The sequence below is a fragment of the Streptomyces pratensis genome, from assembly GCF_016804005.1.
Lineage (GTDB): Bacteria > Actinomycetota > Actinomycetes > Streptomycetales > Streptomycetaceae > Streptomyces > Streptomyces pratensis_A.
Map to the genome: position 1 here is coordinate 281,628 of NZ_CP051486.1, position 19,582 is coordinate 301,209.

The 19,582-nt window shown below is 70.1% G+C and carries 18 protein-coding genes and 2 pseudogenes; 6 read left to right on the forward strand and 14 right to left on the reverse strand.

Translation table 11 applies throughout. The features are described from left to right. Nucleotides 1–42 precede the first annotated feature (42 nt). Entirely contained in the window at nucleotides 43–591 is a 549-nt protein-coding gene (locus HED23_RS01290; protein WP_203181608.1) for a GNAT family N-acetyltransferase, read from the forward strand. A gap of 11 nt (nucleotides 592–602) precedes the next feature. Here HED23_RS01290 and HED23_RS01295 read toward each other — a convergent pair whose 3' ends face one another. From HED23_RS01295 to HED23_RS01345, 11 genes and pseudogenes are all read right to left on the reverse strand, one after another. Further along, complete coding sequence (locus HED23_RS01295) at nucleotides 603–2,192, reverse strand: type IV secretory system conjugative DNA transfer family protein (RefSeq protein ID WP_203181609.1); 1,590 nt, start codon at nucleotides 2,190–2,192, stop codon at nucleotides 603–605. A gap of 1 nt (nucleotide 2,193) precedes the next feature. After that, nucleotides 2,194–3,612 carry an ATP-binding protein gene (locus tag HED23_RS01300; RefSeq protein ID WP_203181610.1) on the reverse strand — a complete coding sequence of 473 codons (1,419 nt, stop codon included), beginning with the start codon at nucleotides 3,610–3,612 and terminating at the stop codon, nucleotides 2,194–2,196. Nucleotides 3,613–3,630: 18 nt separating this feature from the next. After that, the gene (locus HED23_RS01305; protein WP_203181611.1) at nucleotides 3,631–5,181 is read right to left on the reverse strand and encodes an SCO6880 family protein; all 1,551 of its coding nucleotides are present in this window, start codon (nucleotides 5,179–5,181) and stop codon (nucleotides 3,631–3,633) included. Continuing rightward, nucleotides 5,178–6,488 carry a hypothetical protein gene (locus HED23_RS01310; RefSeq protein WP_420803067.1) on the reverse strand — a complete coding sequence of 437 codons (1,311 nt, stop codon included), beginning with the start codon at nucleotides 6,486–6,488 and terminating at the stop codon, nucleotides 5,178–5,180. The genes HED23_RS01305 and HED23_RS01310 overlap by 4 nt, the downstream gene beginning before the upstream one ends. Before the next feature lie 28 nt (nucleotides 6,489–6,516). Beyond that, entirely contained in the window at nucleotides 6,517–7,386 is an 870-nt protein-coding gene (locus tag HED23_RS01315; protein ID WP_203181613.1) for a hypothetical protein, read from the reverse strand. Between the two features lie 186 nt (nucleotides 7,387–7,572). Beyond that, entirely contained in the window at nucleotides 7,573–7,881 is a 309-nt protein-coding gene (locus tag HED23_RS01320; protein WP_015610155.1) for a hypothetical protein, read from the reverse strand. Nucleotides 7,882–8,198: 317 nt separating this feature from the next. Next, complete coding sequence (locus tag HED23_RS01325) at nucleotides 8,199–8,906, reverse strand: DUF402 domain-containing protein (protein WP_203181614.1); 708 nt, start codon at nucleotides 8,904–8,906, stop codon at nucleotides 8,199–8,201. Then, nucleotides 8,903–9,838 (reverse strand): oxidoreductase, encoded by a 936-nt coding sequence (locus HED23_RS01330; RefSeq protein WP_203181615.1) that lies wholly within the window; start codon nucleotides 9,836–9,838, stop codon nucleotides 8,903–8,905. Before HED23_RS01330 ends, HED23_RS01325 begins: the two co-directional genes overlap by 4 nt. A gap of 155 nt (nucleotides 9,839–9,993) precedes the next feature. After that, a pseudogene (locus tag HED23_RS01335) lies at nucleotides 9,994–10,464 on the reverse strand (DUF3291 domain-containing protein). 49 nt (nucleotides 10,465–10,513) lie between these two features. Then, complete coding sequence (locus HED23_RS01340; protein WP_203181616.1) at nucleotides 10,514–11,176, reverse strand: helix-turn-helix transcriptional regulator; 663 nt, start codon at nucleotides 11,174–11,176, stop codon at nucleotides 10,514–10,516. 70 nt (nucleotides 11,177–11,246) lie between these two features. Next, on the reverse strand, nucleotides 11,247–13,832 hold the full coding sequence (locus tag HED23_RS01345) for a polysaccharide lyase family 8 super-sandwich domain-containing protein (RefSeq protein ID WP_203181617.1): 2,586 nt from the start codon (nucleotides 13,830–13,832) through the stop codon (nucleotides 11,247–11,249). A gap of 120 nt (nucleotides 13,833–13,952) precedes the next feature. Between HED23_RS01345 and HED23_RS01350 the strand changes: the two genes are divergently transcribed. From HED23_RS01350 to HED23_RS01365, 4 genes are all read left to right on the forward strand, one after another. Then, the gene (locus tag HED23_RS01350) at nucleotides 13,953–16,226 is read left to right on the forward strand and encodes an ATP-binding cassette domain-containing protein (RefSeq protein WP_203181618.1); all 2,274 of its coding nucleotides are present in this window, start codon (nucleotides 13,953–13,955) and stop codon (nucleotides 16,224–16,226) included. A gap of 170 nt (nucleotides 16,227–16,396) precedes the next feature. Beyond that, on the forward strand, nucleotides 16,397–17,233 hold the full coding sequence (locus HED23_RS01355; RefSeq protein WP_203181619.1) for an alpha/beta fold hydrolase: 837 nt from the start codon (nucleotides 16,397–16,399) through the stop codon (nucleotides 17,231–17,233). A gap of 22 nt (nucleotides 17,234–17,255) precedes the next feature. Continuing rightward, the gene (locus HED23_RS01360; protein ID WP_203187308.1) at nucleotides 17,256–17,789 is read left to right on the forward strand and encodes a TetR/AcrR family transcriptional regulator; all 534 of its coding nucleotides are present in this window, start codon (nucleotides 17,256–17,258) and stop codon (nucleotides 17,787–17,789) included. A 47-nt stretch (nucleotides 17,790–17,836) separates the two neighbouring features. Continuing rightward, a complete protein-coding gene (locus tag HED23_RS01365; protein WP_203181620.1) occupies nucleotides 17,837–18,445 on the forward strand; it encodes a hypothetical protein in 609 nt (202 codons plus the stop codon). Between the two features lie 20 nt (nucleotides 18,446–18,465). Here the strand turns inward: HED23_RS01365 and HED23_RS01370 are convergent, their stop codons facing one another. The 3 genes from HED23_RS01370 to HED23_RS01380 are packed head-to-tail and all read right to left on the reverse strand — an operon-like array spanning nucleotide 18,466 to nucleotide 19,075. Continuing rightward, nucleotides 18,466–18,705 (reverse strand): DUF397 domain-containing protein, encoded by a 240-nt coding sequence (locus tag HED23_RS01370; RefSeq protein WP_203181621.1) that lies wholly within the window; start codon nucleotides 18,703–18,705, stop codon nucleotides 18,466–18,468. After that, on the reverse strand, nucleotides 18,698–18,886 hold the full coding sequence (locus HED23_RS01375; RefSeq protein WP_203181622.1) for a DUF397 domain-containing protein: 189 nt from the start codon (nucleotides 18,884–18,886) through the stop codon (nucleotides 18,698–18,700). Before HED23_RS01375 ends, HED23_RS01370 begins: the two co-directional genes overlap by 8 nt. 9 nt (nucleotides 18,887–18,895) lie before the next feature. Further along, nucleotides 18,896–19,075 carry a hypothetical protein gene (locus tag HED23_RS01380; protein WP_238441802.1) on the reverse strand — a complete coding sequence of 60 codons (180 nt, stop codon included), beginning with the start codon at nucleotides 19,073–19,075 and terminating at the stop codon, nucleotides 18,896–18,898. A gap of 50 nt (nucleotides 19,076–19,125) precedes the next feature. On the opposite strand from HED23_RS01380, the pseudogene HED23_RS01385 reads away from it, so the two are divergent. After that, nucleotides 19,126–19,568: pseudogene (locus HED23_RS01385) on the forward strand (ATP-binding protein). Nucleotides 19,569–19,582 lie beyond the last annotated feature (14 nt).

The window sequence follows — 19,582 nt, forward strand, 5'->3', positions numbered from 1 at the left end:
TTCTCGTTTGCCGTGGTGGGGGCGGCGGGGGACGATCTGCGGATGGACTATGTGGTGCGTGCGGTGCGGGCCGAGGAGTGGCAGCAGGTCAGGGAGATCCGGCTGGCGGCGCTGCGGGACCCGGCCGCTCCGATCGCCTTCCTGGAGACGTACGAGCAGGCGATGGCGAAGCCTGATGTGTTCTGGCAGGAGCGGACGGCGGGCGCTGCCGCGGGGGAGCACGCCTGCCAGTTCATCGCCGAGGCGCCTGACGGCCATTGGGCGGGAACGGTGACGGTGCTCGTCGAGCGGCAGGGGGGCGAGCCCGGTTTCGGGGAGGCCGCCGAGGTCGATCAGGCCCATCTGGTGGGGGTGTTCGTCCGCCCTGGGCACCGGGGGCGCGGACTGGTTGACGCGCTGTTCAGCGAAGCGATCGACTGGTCCTGGTCGTTGACCGGGCCGCCGTTGCGGCGGGTGCGTCTCTACGTCCATGAGGCCAATGCGCGAGCCGAGGCCTCCTATCGCCGGATCGGCTTCTCGCCGACCGGGCGGACGCTGCCGATGGAGGGCGACCCCACGGCCCTGGAGCTGGAGTTCGAGATCCGCCGCTAGACGAGGGGCGGTCAGCCCGGCCCGGGAGTCGGCAGGCCGTCCCGCCAACGGGCACGGGCCTGTTCCTCGGAGCGGAGGAGGACCAGGGCCGGCATTCCCTGGTCCCGGCCGGCCGAGAGCAGCTCCGGAAGCTGGGGAAGCGGAGCCACGGCTGCGACGTCGTCGAGGACGAGTGTCAGTGGTGGGTCGAGCCGACCGTCGGTTGACCGTGCGGCCATGCGGCGGCCGTGCTCGACCACGTGCGAGGCGAGTGCGGTGAGCAGGGGCATCGCACCGGGGTGGTGGCGGGGATCCTCGATGGGTTCACCGACTACATAAAGCGTTCCCCCTTCGCGTGCAAAAGAATCCAGTACGAGCGCATCGGTTCGATTGGGTGTGCACGCTTCACGGATGTGGACCGAGGAGAGGGCCGCGAAGGCTCGTACCGTCAGTTCCTGTGCCATCTCACGGCGTTCGGGATAGGCGGTGAGTGCGGACTCCAGGAGTCCGCCCAGTCCGGACGCCGCCTTGGGGTGGGTGCGGAGCAGGCGCACCGGTTCCCGGCCGCCAGCACCGGAGGCCCAGCGGTGGACCTGGCGGAAGGGCCGGCCGTCCACGGCGGCGGCGTGCAGCCAGCACTGGAGCAGGGTCTGGGCGGTGTCGGCCACGGCCGCGTCGATCCTGGCCAGGGGGCGGACCGGGGTGAGGAGGGCGGCCGCCCGGCTTGCCGCGGTCGCGGGGTCCTCGCAGCCGGCGGTGGGTGACCAGTGGAGGCGGGCCGGGGTGTCGCAGAGGTGGCCGGGGTCGTAGACCAGGACGGGGCCGAGCTTGCTGCGGGCGTCCTTCGTCTCGGCCCAGACGGTGGGGTCCGAGGTGACGACGAGGGCGGGGCCGTCCGCCTCCCGGACGGCCTGGACGACGGTGGGGCGGCGGCTTGCGGACGCGCCGTAGAGGACGCGGGGGGTGCGTGGTGCGGGGACCAGCGGGGAGAGCTCCTGCGCGTACGGGGCCGGGGCGGTCTCCTGCCCGTACCCGGCGGGGACGGTGTCCCGCGCGTACGGGGCGGGGGGCCCGGCGGGTGTGGCCTCCTGAGCGTACGGGGCGGGGGCTGTGGGTGCCGGGGTCGTCGTCCCGGCGGGCGCCGGGGCGGGAGCGGCGGGCGTCGCTGACCGCGCGGGAGCCTGTGCCGCCGGACGTGTGTGCACGGGGTGCGCTTCGGGTTCGTACGGTGCGGGGGAGGCGCTCCCGCGCTTGCGGACCAGCCGCCAGCGGGCCACCGCACCGAGTGCGAACACCGTCAGGACCAGGAGCACCATCACCTCGCCGATGAACAGGCCCCAGAAGAGCCCGTATCCGGAGAGGTCGCCCGGCGGGGTGTCCGGCCAGGCGCCCGGCAGATCCGTCGGTTCGACGGCCAGGGCGCGCAGGGCCAGCGGGGTCCTCATGAACGTCACGCCGTCGGGCCACCCCCCGTGGGCGAACAGCCCGGCCAGGCCCGTGGCCGTCCAGGCCAGCACCATCAGTCCGAAGAGGGTGGCCAGGAGGCCGATCAGCAGGCCGTCCGGGATGCCGCCCTGGCTCTCGCCGCCGCGCCCCGGAACGGATGGTGCCTGGCGTGCCATGTCATGCCACCGTTGACTCGGACGACTCGTTCAGCCGTTGCTGGTGCTCGATCCGCACGGCCCGCTGTTCGGCCTCCAGCTCCGCGGCTCGTACGTCCTCGGGGAGCAGATCCACCGTGGAGCCCTCGGTCATCGCGCGGTCGGTGAAGACCAGGGGGCGCTCGGCCTCGGTGATCAGGTGTTTGACGACCTGCACGTTGCCGTTGACGTCCCATACGGCGATGCCCGGGGTCAGTGTCGGGATGATCTCGACCGCCCACCTGGGCAGGCCGATGACCTTGCCGGTGGCTCTGGCCTCGTCGGCTTTCTGGGCGTAGATCGTGCGGGTGGAGGCCATCTTCAGGATGGCCGCAGCTTCCTTCGCCGCCGCGCCGTCGACGACGTCGCTGAGGTGGTGGACGACCGCGACGAAGGAGAGGCCGAGGCGTCGTCCGAACTTCAGCAGGCGCTGGAAGAGCTGGGCGACGAAGGGCGAGTTGATGATGTGCCAGGCCTCCTCGACCAGGAAGATGCGCTTCTTCCGGTCGGGCCTGATCCAGGTGTGCTCCAGCCAGACGCCGACGATCGCCATGAGGATCGGCATCGCGATGGAGTTGCGGTCGATGTGGGAGAGGTCGAAGACGATCAGCGGTGCGTCGAGGTCGATGCCGATCGTGGTCGGGCCGTCGAACATGCCGCGCAGGTCACCGTCGACGAGCCGGTCCAGGACGAGGGCGACGTCCAGGCCCCAGGCCCGCACGTCGTCTATGTCCACGTTCATCGCTTCGGCGGACTCGGGCTTCGGATGGCGCAGTTGCTCCACGATGTCCATCAGGACGGGCTGGCGGTCGGTGCTGGTCGCGACGACGTACGCGTGGGCGACCTTGAGCGCGAAGCCGGACCGCTCGTCGAGGCCATGGCCCATGGCGACCTCGATGATCGTACGCAGCAGGGCGAGCTGCCCGGTCGTGGTGATCGAAGGGTCGAGGGGGTTGAGCCGGATCCCGTCGTTCAGTGCGGCGGTCGGGTCGAGCCGGATGGGTGTGATGCCCAGTTCCTGGGCGATGAGGTTCCACTCGCCGACGCCGTCCTCACCCTGGGCGTCCAGGACGACGACCTGGCGGTCGCGGAAGCGGAGCTGGCGGAGCACGTAGGTCTTCTCGAGCGCCGACTTGCCGTTGCCGGACTCTCCGAGAACCAGCCAGTGCGGGGCGGGGAGCTGCTGCCCGTACAGCTGGAACGGGTCGTAGATGTAGCCCTTGCCCGAATAGACCTCACGCCCGATGATCACGCCGGAGTCGCCGAGGCCCGGAGCGGCGGTCGGCAGGTACACGGCCTGGGCCTGGCCCGTCGACGTACGCACCGGGAGCCGGGTCGTCTCCACGTTCCCGAAGAGGAAGGCGGTGAAGGCATCCGACAACGCGGACAGCGGATCTCGCATGGCGTGACTGCCCTTTCGTTAGCGACGGATGCCGGTGGCGAACGGCAAGGTGTTCACAAAGGCGCGGTGGTGCTCCCGGTCGCACCACTCCAGCTTCAGATACGACTTGCCGGCCGAGGCCCGGATGGTCCGCTTGTCGCGGGCGAGAGCCTCGGGGGACCGGGACGACACGGTGATGTACCCCACCAGATTCACCCCGGCCGCGCCGCTCGCCAGATCTTCACCCCGCTGGTCGAGCCTGCCGTGGGCGGCGATGTCGCGGGGGTCGACCGTGCGGTTCATCTTGGCCTGGCGGCTCGCCTCGGCGTCGTCGTTGGTCTTCTCCGTGAGCATCCGCTCGATGGCGACCTCGGTGGGTTCGAGGTCCATGCAGACCGCGACCGTACGGATCACGTCGGGCGTGTGGACGAGGAGGGGTGCCAGGAAGTTGACGCCGACGGGAGTCATCGGCCACTCCTTCACCCAGGCCGTGGAGTGGCACCAGGGGGCGCGTGTCGACGACTCACGGGTCTTGGCCTGCAGGAACGTCGGCTCGACGGCGTCCAGTTCGGCGGGCCATGCGTTGCGTTTCGTCATCGCCTGGATGTGGTCGATGGGGTGGTCCGGGTCGTACATCGAGTGGACGAGGGAGGCCAGCCGGCTCTGGCCGAGCGGCTGGCGGACCCGGATGTCGGCCTCTGCGAGCCGGGCGCAGATGTCGGTCAGCTCGCGTGCCATGACGACGGCGAGTCCCGCGTCGCGGTCGATCTTGCGCCCACCCTTGGGGCGCATGGCACGGGCCATCGCGTTGGCTTCGGCGGCCAGGTCGCGGCCGTAGTGCATGCAGGCGACGAGGTAGGCGCGGTGCTGCTCGCTGGAGGTGGAGACCATCGACTGGAGCTGGTCGTAGGAATCCTGGAGCCAGCCGGGCGCGGTCCTGTCCCCGCGCTGTGCGACGTCCTTGGCGTGTGCGTCGGGGTCGGCGGGAAGCGTGCGGGCCAGCATCTGGAGGCGCGTCACGAAGCCGTCGCCGTTGGCCACGTGCTTGAGCAGGGTGCCGAAGCGGTCGACCAGGGCCTCCTGGTCCTCGCTGTCGCGCAGGCCGACCCCGGGTCCCTCGATCTCGATGGCGGCGGTGACCGTACGCCTGTCGGCGTGCAGCAGTACGGCGATCTCGTCCGGGCCGAACGGAGCGGCGAGCCAGCTGATCCGGCCGATGCCGGGCGGCGGCCCGATCTCCACCTCACGCCCGTCGGCGCCGACCCCCGCCTCCATGGCGGTGGAGCGGTAGGCGGTGCCGCGGCGCAGGGTGCGCTTGAAGCTGCGGTTGATCTCGAACCACTTGTAGAAGGTGCGGCCCTTGTAGGGGAAGTACACGACGGCGAGGGCCAGCATGGGGAAGCCCACGAGCGTCACGATCCGCAGGGAGAGGACCGGGACGAGGAGCCCGCTCATCATGCCGAGGAACGCCCCGGCGATGATCAGCGCGATTTCGCCCGTCTCACGGTTTTTGCCGACGATCGCGTTCGGCCGTGCGCGGCCGATGAGATACGTGCGGCGGGGCGCGATCGTGTGGGACTGGGTCGTCAACGCCCCCCACCTCCTGTGCTCGTGTTACCTGTGCTGCCTGAACCGCCTCTGGGGGAGCGGCTGCCGTGGGGGGTGCCGGCGGTGGGCCCGGCGCCGCTGCGGGGCGAGGGCGCGGAGCCGCCGCCCGTGTTCCGGGAGCTGTGGGCGGCGACGCCGCCGCTGGCCGGGTTGGCGGGCCGGGCGCCTCCGCCCCCGCCTCCGCCTTCACCGCCGCCGCGGCCGCTGTGGGTCTTGATGCCCTGGGAGACGAGGGCGGCGGGCGAGCTGATCATCGCGGCGGCCTGGGAGCCGTCGGTGGCCTGCTTGCGGTTGGTCCGGGCGCCCTGGATCTCGTCACCGAAGCCGGGGACGAAGCGGTAGATCATGGCGGAGGCGAAGATGGCCAGCAGGATGATGGCGAGGCCGGACACGACGGCCGAGAAGGCGTTGGGCCCGTCGTCCGCGGAGAGCGCCCCGGCCAGACCGAGCACGATGACGATGACGGGCTTCACCATGATCACGGCGATCATGATGCCCGCCCAGCGGCGGACGTGGCCCCACATGTTCTTGTCGACGAGCCCGGAATACACGACGACACCCAGCAGGGCGCCCACGTAGAGCAGGGCGGCCCGGATCACGAGCTCCAGCCAGAGGATGCCGGCGGCGAGGATCGACACGAGCGAGACGACGATGAGCATGATCGGCCCGCCGCCGATGTCGGTGCCCTTCTTCAGGGCCTCGGCGAACGATCCGAAGAAGACATCGGTCTGCCCGCCTGTCGCGGCGGAGATGATCTCGGTGACGCCGTCGGTGGCCGAGACGACCACGTACAGGATGAGCGGGGTGAAGGCCGAGGCCAGGACCGTGAGCCAGAGGAATCCGATGGCCTCGGAGATCGCGGTGGTGAACGGGACGCCCCTGATGGCGCGCTTGGCCACGGCGAAGAGCCACAGGACCAGGGTCAGGATGGTGGACGCCGCGAAGACGACGGCGTACTGGGTGCGGAAGGTGGGGTTGGTGAAGTCGACGGTCGCCGTGCTCTCCACGGCCTCGCTGAGCTTGCCGACGAGGTAGGCGGCGGCGTCGGCGCAGCCGCGGGCCAGGGAGCTCAGGGGGTCTAGGGCGTCGTCGGTGACTAGGGGCGTGCTGCGGGCGCTTCCGCCGGCTCCGCCGGATTCGCCGTCCTCGCAGTAGTCCTTGGCGAGTCCGACGATGAGATCGCAGGGGTTGTTGCTGGTACTAGGCGAGGGCGTCGGCGTGGGTGTCGGTGTGGGCTCAGCGTAGGCACGAGACGCCAGAGCGATCATCGTGACTGACAGGCACCCCATGAGCCCGGCGAGTGAGCGGAGCCGGCGGTTATCGGGCATAGGTGAAGCCTCCGTATCCCTCGACCGCACCGGCGATGTCGTCCGCAGTCGAGGCCCGATTGTCGCCATTGACGGGCGTCGGTCCCTCTGACTGACTCGACGACTCGATCTTCCAGTCGTCACCGACCCACCTGAGCTTTTCGGTGATGGTGAACCAGGTGGCAGTAACTGGCTTGGTGGAGCCCTGACCTGCCATGCCGACGAGGCCTGTGCACCAGACTTCCACGGTTGCGGTGTCCGCGCCTTGCGCTGTTACCTTCGTGCCTACCGGAATGGTTCTGGAGACGAACGTCAGTCCGTCGGGTGTGCTGCCGTCCTCGTTCAGCCCGACGTTCGTGAGGAAGCCGGCGGAGTACGCCTTGGCCATGTCGGCTTGGAGAGTCGATACGACGGCAGGGTCGTGGGTGGCCTGCAGGATGCTGTCACGCTTCGTCCTGTCGAACATCTCCGCGGACCCCAGCGCCACCGCGTAGTTCGCCGCCGCGCTCTGCGCCCCCTGCTCGTCGTGCGCGAAGCCCGAGGCGATCGTGCCGTTCTTGCCCTGGACCGGTTTGGTGCCCGTCGCGGCAGTCGGTCCCGCGCCCGCCGCGTCGGCCTTCTTCTCGCCGTCGCTGCCCGAGGCCCCGCCCCCGCCCTGGTTCGCGAACGCGATCGCCGCGATCAGCAGCACCACCACGCCGACCACCATGATCAGCGAGCGGGAGTTCCGTGCGGGCCGGCGGCCGTAGCCGTCGCCGTCGTCGATGCCGCCGGGCAGACGCGTACGCGTCTGTCGCGTCCCGCCGAGAGTGCTGTACGCGTCTTCCGTGCGGCCCCCCGGCTCGTTCCCGCCGTATCCGCGCTCGTCGCCCTGGCTCATGCCGCGTCCGCCCCCTCAGCCGTGTGCAGTTCCGCGTGGTACGACGGTAGCGGTGCTGGTTTCCGCGTGGGCGCGGTGTGGTGACTCGACATCAGGGAACGCAACCTCTGCCGGTGGGCACGACGGACGGATGGTGTGGGGTGGACGGGGGCGGGCCCGGGGGCAGGGTGGTGGACTGACAGGCGGTCAGACAGCCATCCCGTACACGATGGTGAACAGTGTGCCCAGCGACCCGATGATGAAGACGCCGGTCAGTCCTGCCACGATCAGGCCCTTGCCCTGTTCCGCGCTGAAGGTGTCGCGCAGTGCCGTCGCGCCGATACGCTGCTTCGCCGCACCCCAGATCGCGATGCCGAGACAGAGCAGGATGGCGATCGCCATCACCACTTCGATCATGATGCGCGCCTCGTTGCCGAGGGTCCCGAACGGCCCCCAGTTCGGGGCGATTCCGCCGATGATGGTGGTGATATCGCCCTTTTCCGCTGCCAGGATCATGTAAGTCACCGCCCCTGTTGGGTAGTTCGCAGCCCGCGCCGTGCGACACGGGTCGGTCTCTATCTTCGCTGATGAAACCGGCATCGCACGACGCCTTCCCGGGTCTCTTTACCCGGATCTCGCACGTTTGACCGGGGAAGCCGCCCTGACCTGCGGCTCGTGTCGGAATCCGCTTGCATATGCATGGTTACTCTGTGTATCACGCGGTGTGACGGCTAGCAACGACGGAGGCCATGGGTTCCGGGTGCGGTTGACGCGTTCACGGGGCCAGGGTCATTCGTACGCGCTGTTCGAGAGCCGTGTGCGCGCCGGTGGCTTCAGGCCGACGCGTCGTCAGGGCGCGGGCGGGGAAGGCCGCGCGGTGTCGGGGGTCGGAGCACTGTGCGTACGGGTGCGGGGCCTCGCGGTGGTGTCGTCCAGCGGGACGGTGGCTTGAAGTCGCACCAGGAGCCGTCGAAGGGGAAAGCACCGGACTCGGCGAGACGGGACACCCGTGAGCCCTCGGCGCGGATCGCCGCCGCCTCCGGCGTGGACCAGTAGGCGGGGTGTCCGGTCTTCTCGGCGAACGACCGCTCGTCCTTCCATCTCCAGCTGCGGTCCGCCGCCACGGTGAGGTCCAGCTCGTGATCGGTTACGTCGATGTCCTCGCCGTGGTGGGTCCGGTGCTCCAGGTTCACGTACCAGCCTCCGAACTCCTGCTTCCGCCCGAAGAACCAGAACACCGCGTGCGCGGCTCCGGCCGGCTGGTGGATGAGTGCGCTGCCCATGCGCCACCGGCCGGCCTTCGCCGCGTAGCCGTGGGCGGGGCGGTCCTCGGGTGCGATGTCCCTGAGGTGGGCGCGGCGGGGCAGCTTCGTACGCCACATCGGGGTGCCGGTCTCCAGCCACAGCATCTGGCCCTCGTCCGTGCGGTCGACCAGACGTACGGGTACCGAGGAGCTCAGGTGGCCGCCGATGAAGAGGTTCCAGCGGAGGATCTGCCCTGCCTCCGCCCCGGTCCCGGCACTGCGCCCGCGCACCGTCATCGCGCGAGGAGGGCCAGGTCCTCGGCGGTGAGCCGTAGTGCGCCGGCGGCCACGTTCTCGGTGAGGTGGTCCGGGTCGCCGGTGCCGGGGATGGCCAGGACGTGCGGCCCCTGGTGGAGCGTCCAGGCCAGCCGCACCTGTGCGGGCGTCGCCCCGTGGGTGCGGGCCACGGTCAGTACGGCCTCGCTCTGTGCCCCGTTCGTCCCTTCCTCGCGCCCGGCGCCGGCGATCGCGAAGAACGGCACGAAGGCGATGCCCTGTTCGCCGCAGGAGCGCAGGAACGCGTGGTGGTCGGCCGGGGAGTCGATGCCGTACGCGTTCTGTACACAGACCACGGGTGCGATGGTCCGGGCCTCGGTGAGCTGGTCCGGTGAGACGTTGGAGATGCCGAGGTGGCGGATGAGCCCTGCGTCGCGGAGTTCGGCGAGGGCGCCGAAGTGGTCGGCGACGGATGCGGAGGCCTGGTTCGTCGAGAGGCGCAGGTTCACCACGTCCAGGTGGTCGCGGCCGAGCTGGCGCAGATTTTCCTCGACCTGGCCGCGCAGTTGCTCCGGAGTGGCCCACACCCATGTGCCGGAGGGGTCGCGTCCGGGGCCGACCTTGGTGGTGATGACCAGGTCGTCGGCGTACGGGGCGAGTGCGCTGTTGATGAGCTCGTTGGCGGAGCGAAGCGGTGAGAAGTAGAAGGCAGCGGTGTCGATGTGGTTCACGCCGAGCTCGACGGCGCGGCGCAGGACGCGCAGGGCCTGGCCCCGGTCGCGGGGGGATCCGTCGGCGAACGCCGTGCCGTTCTGGGGGAGGCGCATGGAGCCGAATCCGAGGCGGTTGACCGTCAGGTCGCCGAGCTTCCAGGTGCCGGACGCCGATGCGTTGATCGTTCCCGGGGTCGTTCCCGGGGTCGTTTCCGAGATCGTTTCCGATGATGAGGGCATCATCGGATTCTTCCACCCGCGCCGACGCGTTCCCAGGCGTTCCTGCAGCTGAAGGGCTGAAGGGCCAGGGGGCGGTGGCCGGTGGCCTTGTGCCGCGCTCGACGGTGCCGTTCGGGCGCCACCCACCGATCACCTGGCCGTCGGACCGGAGCCGGTCATGTGGTGGGCGAGCCGACCGGCGGTGGGTGCGGTGCGCGGAAGGAGAACGCTTCGGGTCCTTCGCCGGTCTCGCGGATCAGGGCGATGCGGTCCATCGCCTCTTCGACGCTCGGGCGGTGCCCGGCGGGGACCCACCACAGCGCGTGGTGGAAGTCGGCGAGGCGCTCGAACCATTCCCGGCGGCGTGCCAGGACCTTGAGGTGCGCGCTGCGGTAGGTGTAGTCCTGCAGGGCCTCGACCGATTCTCAGACCGAGCAGTTGATCAGGAGCAAGTCGTCGTCGTCCTGGGGGCGCAGGCCCGTCGAGTCGGCTCCGCCGCTGTCGATCATGCGCCAGACGAAGCCGGGAGCCTGATCTGCGAGAGCGTTGATCTCCGGGAGCTGCGCGACGAAGTCGGCCAGTTGAGGGCTGTCGAGAGGGGCGAGGATGCGCCCGACGTTGACCTGGGCGAGGTGGAATTCGTTCACGGGGCCAAGCATGCCCGGGTGAACCTTCTAAAGTCAACGAATGCTGTTTTTAGATTTCCTCGGTGGTCTCGAGGGCGACGCAGCACCCTTGCGGAAGGGGATCCATCGACGCATTCCAGCCCTCACCGTCCGGCAGTGCGGCGAGCAGGCCCTCGATCCCGGCCAGGTTCATCCCGCAGACCAGGGCGGGGAACTGATCCGCCAACGCGTGGAACGGGCAGTTGTTCAGCCGCACTTTCCCGCCGTCCCGGAACGGCTCGTAGCCGCGTGCCCGCAGGGCCTCGACCGGATCGGTCGCGCCGTCCGAGGTGCTCCCCTCGGACTCCCCGGCCGCCCTTGCCGCCGCCTGCAGTTCCCCGTCGAGCCCGGCACGCTCCACCACCTCGGCGAGCAGCCGGCTCACCGTGTCGTAGGAGCGGGGCGGCACGGACACCGCGTGTTCGCCTTCGGCGCGCCTGTACATCTTCGAGGGCCGCCCGGCGCCCGGCCCGCTGCGCCCCGAGAGCCGCCGGAAACACACCTCGAGCAGCCCGGCCTCGACCAGCTTGTCCAGGTGGAACGCGGCCAGTGACCGGGAGATCCCGGCTGCCTCTGCCGCCGCGTCCCGCCCCACCTCGCCCGGTGTCGCGGTGACGTGCCGATAGAGTCCGCGCCGCACCGGATCACCCAGTACGACCAACGCCTCGAGGGCGGAATCCTCACTGCTGCTCACGCGACAATTCTATTACCAACGGGCATTGACGTAGCGGGGAGAGGTGGCCGCCCACGATCGGCCGGCTCCCTCAGGGGCGCTCGCGCAGCGTCGCCGTGAAGCTGCGGCCGTAGGCGTGGTGGGTCGTGACGTCGACGCGGGTGCCGCCGGGTACGCGGCGGACGCGTACTCCGGAATCGGCCGAGACGCGCCGCAGTGGCCTGCCGTGGAGGGTGACGGATACGGAGCTCCGCGCCGTCGTGGGGTCGGACACCGCGATGGAGTACGTGCCGTCCGAGGTCCGGCGCAGCATGATCGAAGCCGGACCGTCGATCGTGAGGCGTCCGGCCCGGTGCCTCCCCGGAGTGAAGGCATTGGCGGCGGTGATGCCCAGGCCGGTGTGTTCCGCGGCCTGCAGGCGGACCGTGTTGGACAGCACGGAGAGCGGGCCGTGGGCGTAGGCCGCCAACTGCTGTGCCGAGGCGTTCGGGACGAGGGCGTGGGCCATGGAGGCCGGCCGTTCTCCGGCAGCCTGCTCGTAGGAAAGGGTGAGGACCTGCTTGGTTACCGCGGTGTCCGCGTTGGCGAGACGCACGAGACGCCGGCTGCGCGTCACCGTGTCGAGTGCGACGACCACCGGCGGGCCCGACAGGAAGACGTACCCGACCGCGGTCCTCTGCGCTTCGTCGGCGTACCGCAGCCAGGCCGGGGGTGAGGACCCCGCCCTCTGCCAGGGTGTGCCGTCGCGGAGGCCGCCGGTGAGGGTGATGGGTGAGGAGGGGGCGGCGATGCGGCTGTCGACGGTCGTGGTCACCGCGCGGCCGCCCAGGCCGGTGACGCCGGCCGAGAGCACGAGGATCTCGTCGTCGAACATGAACCACGACCTGGTGGCGCCCGCGGCCCGGTAGGCGACGAAGTCCTCGGGCAGCGTGCCGGCCCGCTGCGCGGTGTACGCGGCGTCGTCGGACTGTACGAGACCGGCCAGCCCGTAGGCGCCGAGGCGGGCGCCGCCGGAGAAGCCGTGGGTGGCGCGAGGGAAGTAGACGTACGTGTTCTGCGACTCGGAGGACGACGTGAAGCCGCGCGTGGGGTTGTCGTACCAGAGGGTGCCGTAGAGCTCGGGGACGGTGCGCCGCGTCTCGACGGGAGCGGTGACACCCGCGAGGCGGCGGGGGTCGACGGTGGTGAAGTAGTCGATGCCGAACGCCTGCCGCTGGTCCGCGCCGGAGAGGTAGAGGTAGTGGGCGCCGGTCCCCTGGAACCACGGCATCAGGTTCTCGCCGCTCATGTACTCGTACATGCTGATGCGCGCCGAGCTGCGGGCGAGGGCGAACGCGTAGCCGGGCCGGCGGTGGACGGTCCGGTCCATGGCGTTGAAGGCGGCGTGGGAGGCGGCGGGGCCGAGGTCCCTCGCGGGCGCCGGTGAGTTCAGGATGTCCGCGTAGCGGGCGATGCTGACGGGGGAGACGAAGGACGTGGTGTCGAGGCCCGCCTTCGAGGTCTGCCGGACGTGTTTGACGTATCCCTCGAGGGCCTCGGCGTCGTCGCCGGCGGTGTGCGCGGACAGGTCGACGACGGCTTCCACGACGGCGGTGACATCCGCGTACCCGGTGCCGGTCCGTGAGACCGCCCGTCCCTTGACGATCTCCATCATCCAGCCCTCGAAGATCAGCGGGGCGAAGCCGTCGGCCACCCAGCCCTGGACGACGCCGACCAGGCTGTCGTCGGGCACGTAGCCGGTGCCGTCGAGGATCTTGATCGTCTGGACGATCCGGGTGAGCAGCCCCTTGCCGTAGGAGCCCGTGTACGCGACGGAGGCGTGCTGGACGAAGGAACCGTCGGAGTAGAAACCGTCGGTGACGCCGTGGCGCGGCCGGTAGGGGTCGATCGTCGAGAAGACGGTCAGCTGGTCGGCGAGGGCTTTGGTGATGCGGGCCTCGTCGGCGAGCAGGGCGCCCTGGAGGATCCGGTTCGTCGTGATGTCGGCGAGGTTGGCGCCGGTGTGGAAGCGCGAGTCGAGATCGACGTCACCGGCCTCGCCGTTGCGGAGGTAGGCGTCCATGGACGCGACGTACGTGGCTGTGAGCTCCGGCCGGTACGCCGCCACTTCGTCCCTGAGGAGCACCAGGGTCTTCGTCACGTAGGCCGGGATCCCGATCTCCCAGTGGAACCAGTTGCCGTAGTAGCCCTTCGACTGGTCACCGAACCAGTCGTCGTGGAGCCGGACCAGACCGTCGACGACCTGGCGCCGGACCGCCGCGTCGTCCCCCGGGCCGGAGGTGCCGGGGCCGGGGAGGCAGGTGGCCAGGGCGATCTCGTACAGGTACTGGTACGAGGTGCTCAGGTTGGGGTCGCTCGTGCCGAGCGGTAGGCCCGCGAAGAGCTCGTCCTGTCCCGCGCCGTCCATGGCGGCGAGCCGTGACTGTGCCGTCGCCCGCAGGGAGGCGAGCTTCGGGGCGACCTCGGGGCGGGCGTTCGACGTGGCCGTGCCGGCGAAGACCGCGACGGTGTTGCGCAGGAGGGTGGCCCGGTCCTCCGAGGATCCCGCGCGGGCCGAGGAGCGCGGAGCGGGAGCCCGGCCGTGCCGGGGATCCGCCTCCGCCCGCAGTGCCTGGGACACCGCCCAGAGCGTGGCCGCGGGTATGACGGACAGTGCGGAACGACGCGAGAGCTCCACCAGTACGCTCCAAAGTCCGGCTTGTAAGCGCTTGTTGCCCTGTTCCCCAGACAAGCAACGGTTTCTCACCGGTGTCAACGGCGGGGTCCGATGTCAGTGGCCTCCGTTACGGTCGACCGCATGACGACTTCTGCGACGGCTCCGGCCGACGGTCACCATGTCATCCAGGTCCGAGGCGCGCGCGAGAACAACCTCACCGACGTGTCGCTCGACATTCCCAAGCGTCGGCTGACCGTGTTCACGGGAGTTTCGGGGTCGGGGAAGTCCTCGCTGGTCTTCGGCACCATCGCAGCCGAGTCCCAGCGCTTGATCAACGAGACCTACACCGCCTTCGTCCAGTCGTTCATGCCGAGCCTGGGCCGCCCGGACGTGGACGCGCTGCACAATCTGAGCGCCGCGATAGTGGTCGACCAGGAGCGGATGGGAGCCAATTCGCGCTCGACCGTCGGCACCGCCACCGATGCGTACACGATGCTGCGGATCGTCTTCTCGCGTCTCGGCACACCTCACATCGGGACGTCGGGCGCCTTCAGTTTCAATCTGCCCGAGGGCATGTGCCCACGGTGCGAGGGCGTCGGCGAGATCTCGGAGATCGACGTCGACCAGCTGGTCGACCGGGAGAAGTCGATGAACGAGGGCGCTATCACCGTGCCCAACTTCGCGGTGGACTCCTGGTACTGGCAGGTCATGGCCCGGTCCGGTTTCTACGACCCGGACAAGAAGCTCAAGGACTTCACGGAGCAGGAGTGGGCCGACTTCCTCCACAAGCCGCAGACCAAGGTGAAGGTGGACAGCAACAACCTCACCTACGAGGGGCTCGTGCAGAAGGTCCAGCGGACCATGCTCAGCAAGGACCGCGAAGCCATGCAGCCCCACATCCGCGCGTTCGTGGACCGGGCCGTGGTCTTCCGTGAGTGTTCCGACTGCGGAGGGACCCGGCTGACGGCCGCCGCTCTGTCGTCGAAGATCGACGGGGTGAACATCGCGGAGTGCGCCGCCATGCAGATCAGCGACCTCGCCGCGTTCGTACGGCGTATCGACGACCCCGCTGTGGCACCGCTGCTGGCCGGCTTGCGGGACCTGCTGGACTCCCTCGTCGAGATCGGCCTCGGCTACCTCAGCCTGGACCGGCCCGCCGGCACGCTCTCGGGCGGTGAGGCGCAGCGGGTGAAGATGGTGCGGCATCTCGGTTCCAGCCTGACGGATGTCACGTACGTCTTCGACGAGCCGACCATCGGGCTCCACCCCCACGACATCCGGCGGATGAACGACCTGCTGCTGCGCCTGCGCGACAAGGGGAACACCGTGCTCGTCGTCGAGCACAAGCCCGAGGTGATCGCGATGGCGGACCACGTAGTCGACCTCGGGCCGGGTGCGGGGAAGGACGGCGGGCGCATCTGCTTCAGCGGGGACGTCGCCGGGCTGCGGGCCTCCGGCACCCTGACCGGTCGCCACCTCGAGCACCGGGCGCGGCTGCGGGACGAGGTGCGGAAGCCGACCGGGCAGCTGTCCATCGAGGGCGCCGATCTGCACAACCTCCAGGACGTGAGCGTCGACATCCCGCTGGGCGTCCTCACCGTCGTCACCGGGGTGGCGGGGTCGGGCAAGAGCTCGCTGATCCACGGCAGCCTGCCCCCGGGACAGGGCGTGGTGGTCGCCGACCAGACACCCATCCGTGGCTCGCGACGCTCGAACCCTGCGACGTACACCGGTCTGCTCAGCCCGATCCGCACGGCGTTCGCCAAGGCCAACGGCGTGAAGGCGGCCCTCTTCAGCGCCAACTCGGAGGGCGCCTGCCCCAAGTGCAACGGCCTCGGGCTCGTCTACACCGACCTCGCCATGATGGCCGGGGTCGCATCGGTGTGCGAGGAGTGCCAGGGGAAGCGGTTCACGCCCGAGGTGCTGACGTACACCCTGCACGGCAGGAACATCAGCGAGGTGCTGGGGATGTCGGTGGCGGAGGCCTACGACTTCTTCACCTCCGGCCAGGCACGCGCCATTCTCGGCCGGCTGCGCGATGTGGGGCTCGGCTACCTCCGGCTGGGCCAGCCGCTGAACACCCTGTCCGGCGGCGAGCGCCAGCGTCTCAAGCTCGCCATCCACATGGCGGAGAAGGCTGCGACGTACGTCCTGGACGAGCCGACCACCGGTCTGCACATGGCTGACGTGGACCAGCTGCTCGCGCTGCTCGACAGGCTGGTCGACGCGGGCAACACGGTGATCGTCATCGAGCACCACCAGGCGGTGATGGCCCACGCGGACTGGATCGTCGACCTCGGCCCCGGGGCCGGGCACGACGGCGGCCGCGTGGTCTTCGAGGGGACGCCCGCCGACCTGGTCGCCGACGGCGGCACCCTCACGGCACGCCATCTCCGGGAGTACGTCGGGGGGTGACCGGGCGCGCCGAGGGCCGGCCGGCGGAAATGAAGGCGACAGCCCCGGGCGCGCCGGTATCGGCGCCGTTTCGTGGTTGCGCCTGGCCCGTGCTGGAGCCAGCCGTTGACACAACGGGCTAATCGAATTAGCTTTTGGCTAAGCGTATTAGCCGGACCCTGGAGGGCGTTGTGTCCGAGTACCTTGCCGTCGACGGTGGAACGATCGCGTACGAGGTCGTGGGGTCCGGCCCGCTGATCGTTCTCGCGCACGGCATGGGGGACAGTCGTGCCGCGTACCGCGAGGTGGTTCCGCCGCTGGTGGCGGCCGGCTACCGGGTCGCCGCAGTCGATCTGCGGGGCTGCGGCGAGTCCAGCGTCGGCTGGTCGGACTGGAGCCGCCTCGCCGTCGCCGGCGACCTGATCGCTGTGATCAGGCACTTGGGTGGCCCGGCCGTGATCGTCGGCCACTCGGCCTCCGGCGGCGCCGCCACCATCGCGGCGGCCCAGGAGCCCTCGCTGGTCACCGGGGTCGTCGAGTTGGCGCCGTTCACCCGCAAGCAGTCGATCACCTTCGGTGATCTGAAGGTGAAGCGCTTCAGGCAGGGCATGCTGCGGCTGCTCGGCGCAGGGCTGTTCGGCAGCGTGCCCATGTGGCGCTCGTACCTGGAGGTGGCCTACCCCGGTGTGAAGCCGGCCGGCTGGTCCGAGCGGATCGGCCGCATCGAGTCCCTGCTGCGTGAGCCGGGCCGGATGAAGGCCATGCAGGGCATGGGCCGCAGTGCCCCGGTCGACGCCGGCGCACAGCTCGGCAATGTCCGCTGCCCCGTCCTGGTCGTGATGGGCACGCTCGACCCGGACTGGGCGGACCCGCACGGCGAAGGTTCCGCGATCGTCGACGCCCTGCCGTCCGGCCTCGGCCGCCTCGAGATGATCGAGGGCGCCGGGCACTACCCGCACGACCAGTTCCCCGACCAGGTGGTCTCGCTCGTTCTCGCCTTCCTCCGGTCGGACGCCACCCGTGCCTAGGGCCGGTCTGGACCCGGCGGCCGTGGTCACCGCCGGTGCCGCCCTCGCCGACGAGGTGGGCCTCGCCAATCTGACGATGGGTCTGCTGGCGGAGCGGGTGGGGGTGCGCACCCCGTCCCTGTACAAGCACGTGGGTGGCCTGGACGATCTCACCCGGCGGATCGCGGAGCTGGCGTTGGGTGAGGCCGCGGAGGCCGTCGGCGTAGCGGTGCAGGGGCGTGCTGGCCGCGATGCCCTGGCGGCAGCCGCGCGCTCCTTCCGCGCCTTCGTCGTGGAGCACCCCGGCCGTTACGCCGCCACGCTCGGCCAGGAGCCTTCCGGACCGGACGATCCTCTGGCCACGGCGGGCCGGCGGCTGCTCGACGCGTTCATGGCGGTCCTGCGCGGCTACGAGATCGCCGATTCCGACGTCGATCACGCTCTGCGCACGCTCCGCAGCCTCTTCCACGGGTTCGCCACGCTGCAGGCGGGCGGTGGCTTCCAGTGGAGCGCCGACATCGACGAGAGCCTCGAATGGCTCATCGAGTTCGCCGACCGGGGCCTGCGCGCGTCCTGAGAACTGTACTTCTGCCAAGGGGACTTGCGACGTCGTAGGGTTCAGCGATGAGCGCTGAGCTGGATCGATTCGGCAGAGTGAAGCAACAGGTCACGTATCTGCGCGTGGCCACGGCCGGTCTTCTTCTTGCCGCCGTTGTGGGGTGGAGCGACCTGTTGCTGCTCGTCATGGGGCACGTCGTCCCCGGATGGACAGTGAGTGCCGGCCTGTTCTTCGTCTCACTGGTTCTCATGGGAGTCCATGCGGCGCGGCGCCTCTCAGCTGACGACCGGACGCTCAGCGGCCGAGCTCTGCCGCGCGTCGCTCTCGGCCTGCTGGCCGCCACAGCCGGCCTCGGCTGTGCCGCCGGAGCGTTCAGCGACTTCATGGGCAGTGCGGAGTACCGCGTCCTTGAACCCGCGGGCCCGGACGGCTGTGTGGCCGTGGTGCGGGAGACGTCCTTCTTGAAGATCAGCGACGGCGAGGTGTACGCGATGGGCTCCAGCGGGGTGGCGTGGCGGGAGTCGGGTTCCTGGATGGCCGACGACATGCACCGGCCCGTGGCCGAGGGAACGTACGAGCTGGACTGGAACCGGTCCGGCGGCACCTTCAGGGTCGGCGGCACCGCCACCGACCCGATCGTCTCCGCCGACCTGAATCCGCTCGACTGCGGCTGAGGATCCGGGCTCCCTGCACGTCAGGTGTCCGACCCGGTGGCTTCGGTCCCGGCGAAGTGGTCGAACTCCCCGGCCACGACACCTCTGGTGAACGCCTCCCACTTCTGCGCCGTGGTGGTCACCACCGTCCCGGGATCGCCGGTCTCGCGCAGGTACACGAGATCCCCGGGGCCGAACGCGATCTCGATCCAGGGGCCGGGCCCTTCGGCGTCCTCGGGGGCGGCGCGGATCCAGGTGAGGGCGGCGGCGTGATCAGCCACGGTCCTGGGTCTCCTTGACGGTGCGGACGAGGGCCGCCCAGGCTGCCGGGCTGGCCCGGAGTATCGCGCCGCTGGGGTCGCTGCTCTCGGTGACTGCTACGGAGTCCTGGTCGGCGGCGACGTGTATACAGGCCTCGCCTTGCGCGCAGTAGGAGGATTTCTGCCAGTCGGGCGTGGTCATCTTCATTCCTTACAGTTCCTGGGCGACGGAGTGGATGAGGTCTCGTGACGGCTGCGTGGGCAGTGCCGCAGCATCGAGGCGCTTCAGCAGCAGACGGTACTGACCCAGTTGAGCCTCGGAGTCGATGAACACCGGCCCGTGGGAACCACCCGCCCGGAAGTACCCCGCTCGACGGAGCGGCCTTGTCACCGGGCCATGCGACACACACTTCAACCGCCCCTCCGTGAACGGAGACTTCCATGGCTCTGGCCACCGTAACGCCGCCCTGGGCGTACACCCTCCAACTTCCGCAGGATCCCCGAAGCCCGGAATCGCCCGGGCGACTCTGCGGACCGTGCTGCTGGTGCACGGGATGCGGGATCTCATCGACACCGCCGAGCTGCTGGCGAGCGAGCTGGTCACCAACGCGTACCGGTACTCCTCGGCGCCGTACTCGCTCCGGTTGCGAGGTGCGGGGCGGGACCGGGTGCGGGTCGGGGTGTGGGACAGCAATCCGGAGATCCCTGCCCCGTTCGGCGGCTGCGCCATGGGCGGACCAAGTGTCCTGGCCGAGCGGGGGCGTGGGCTCCAGCTCGTACGGGAGTGCGCGGAGAGCTGGGGTGCGTACCCGATCAGGGGCGGACTGCCGGGGCAGGGCGGGAAGGTGCTGTGGGTGGAGTGCACGGCTCCCCGCAACCCCTGATCGGGCCGGGCGGG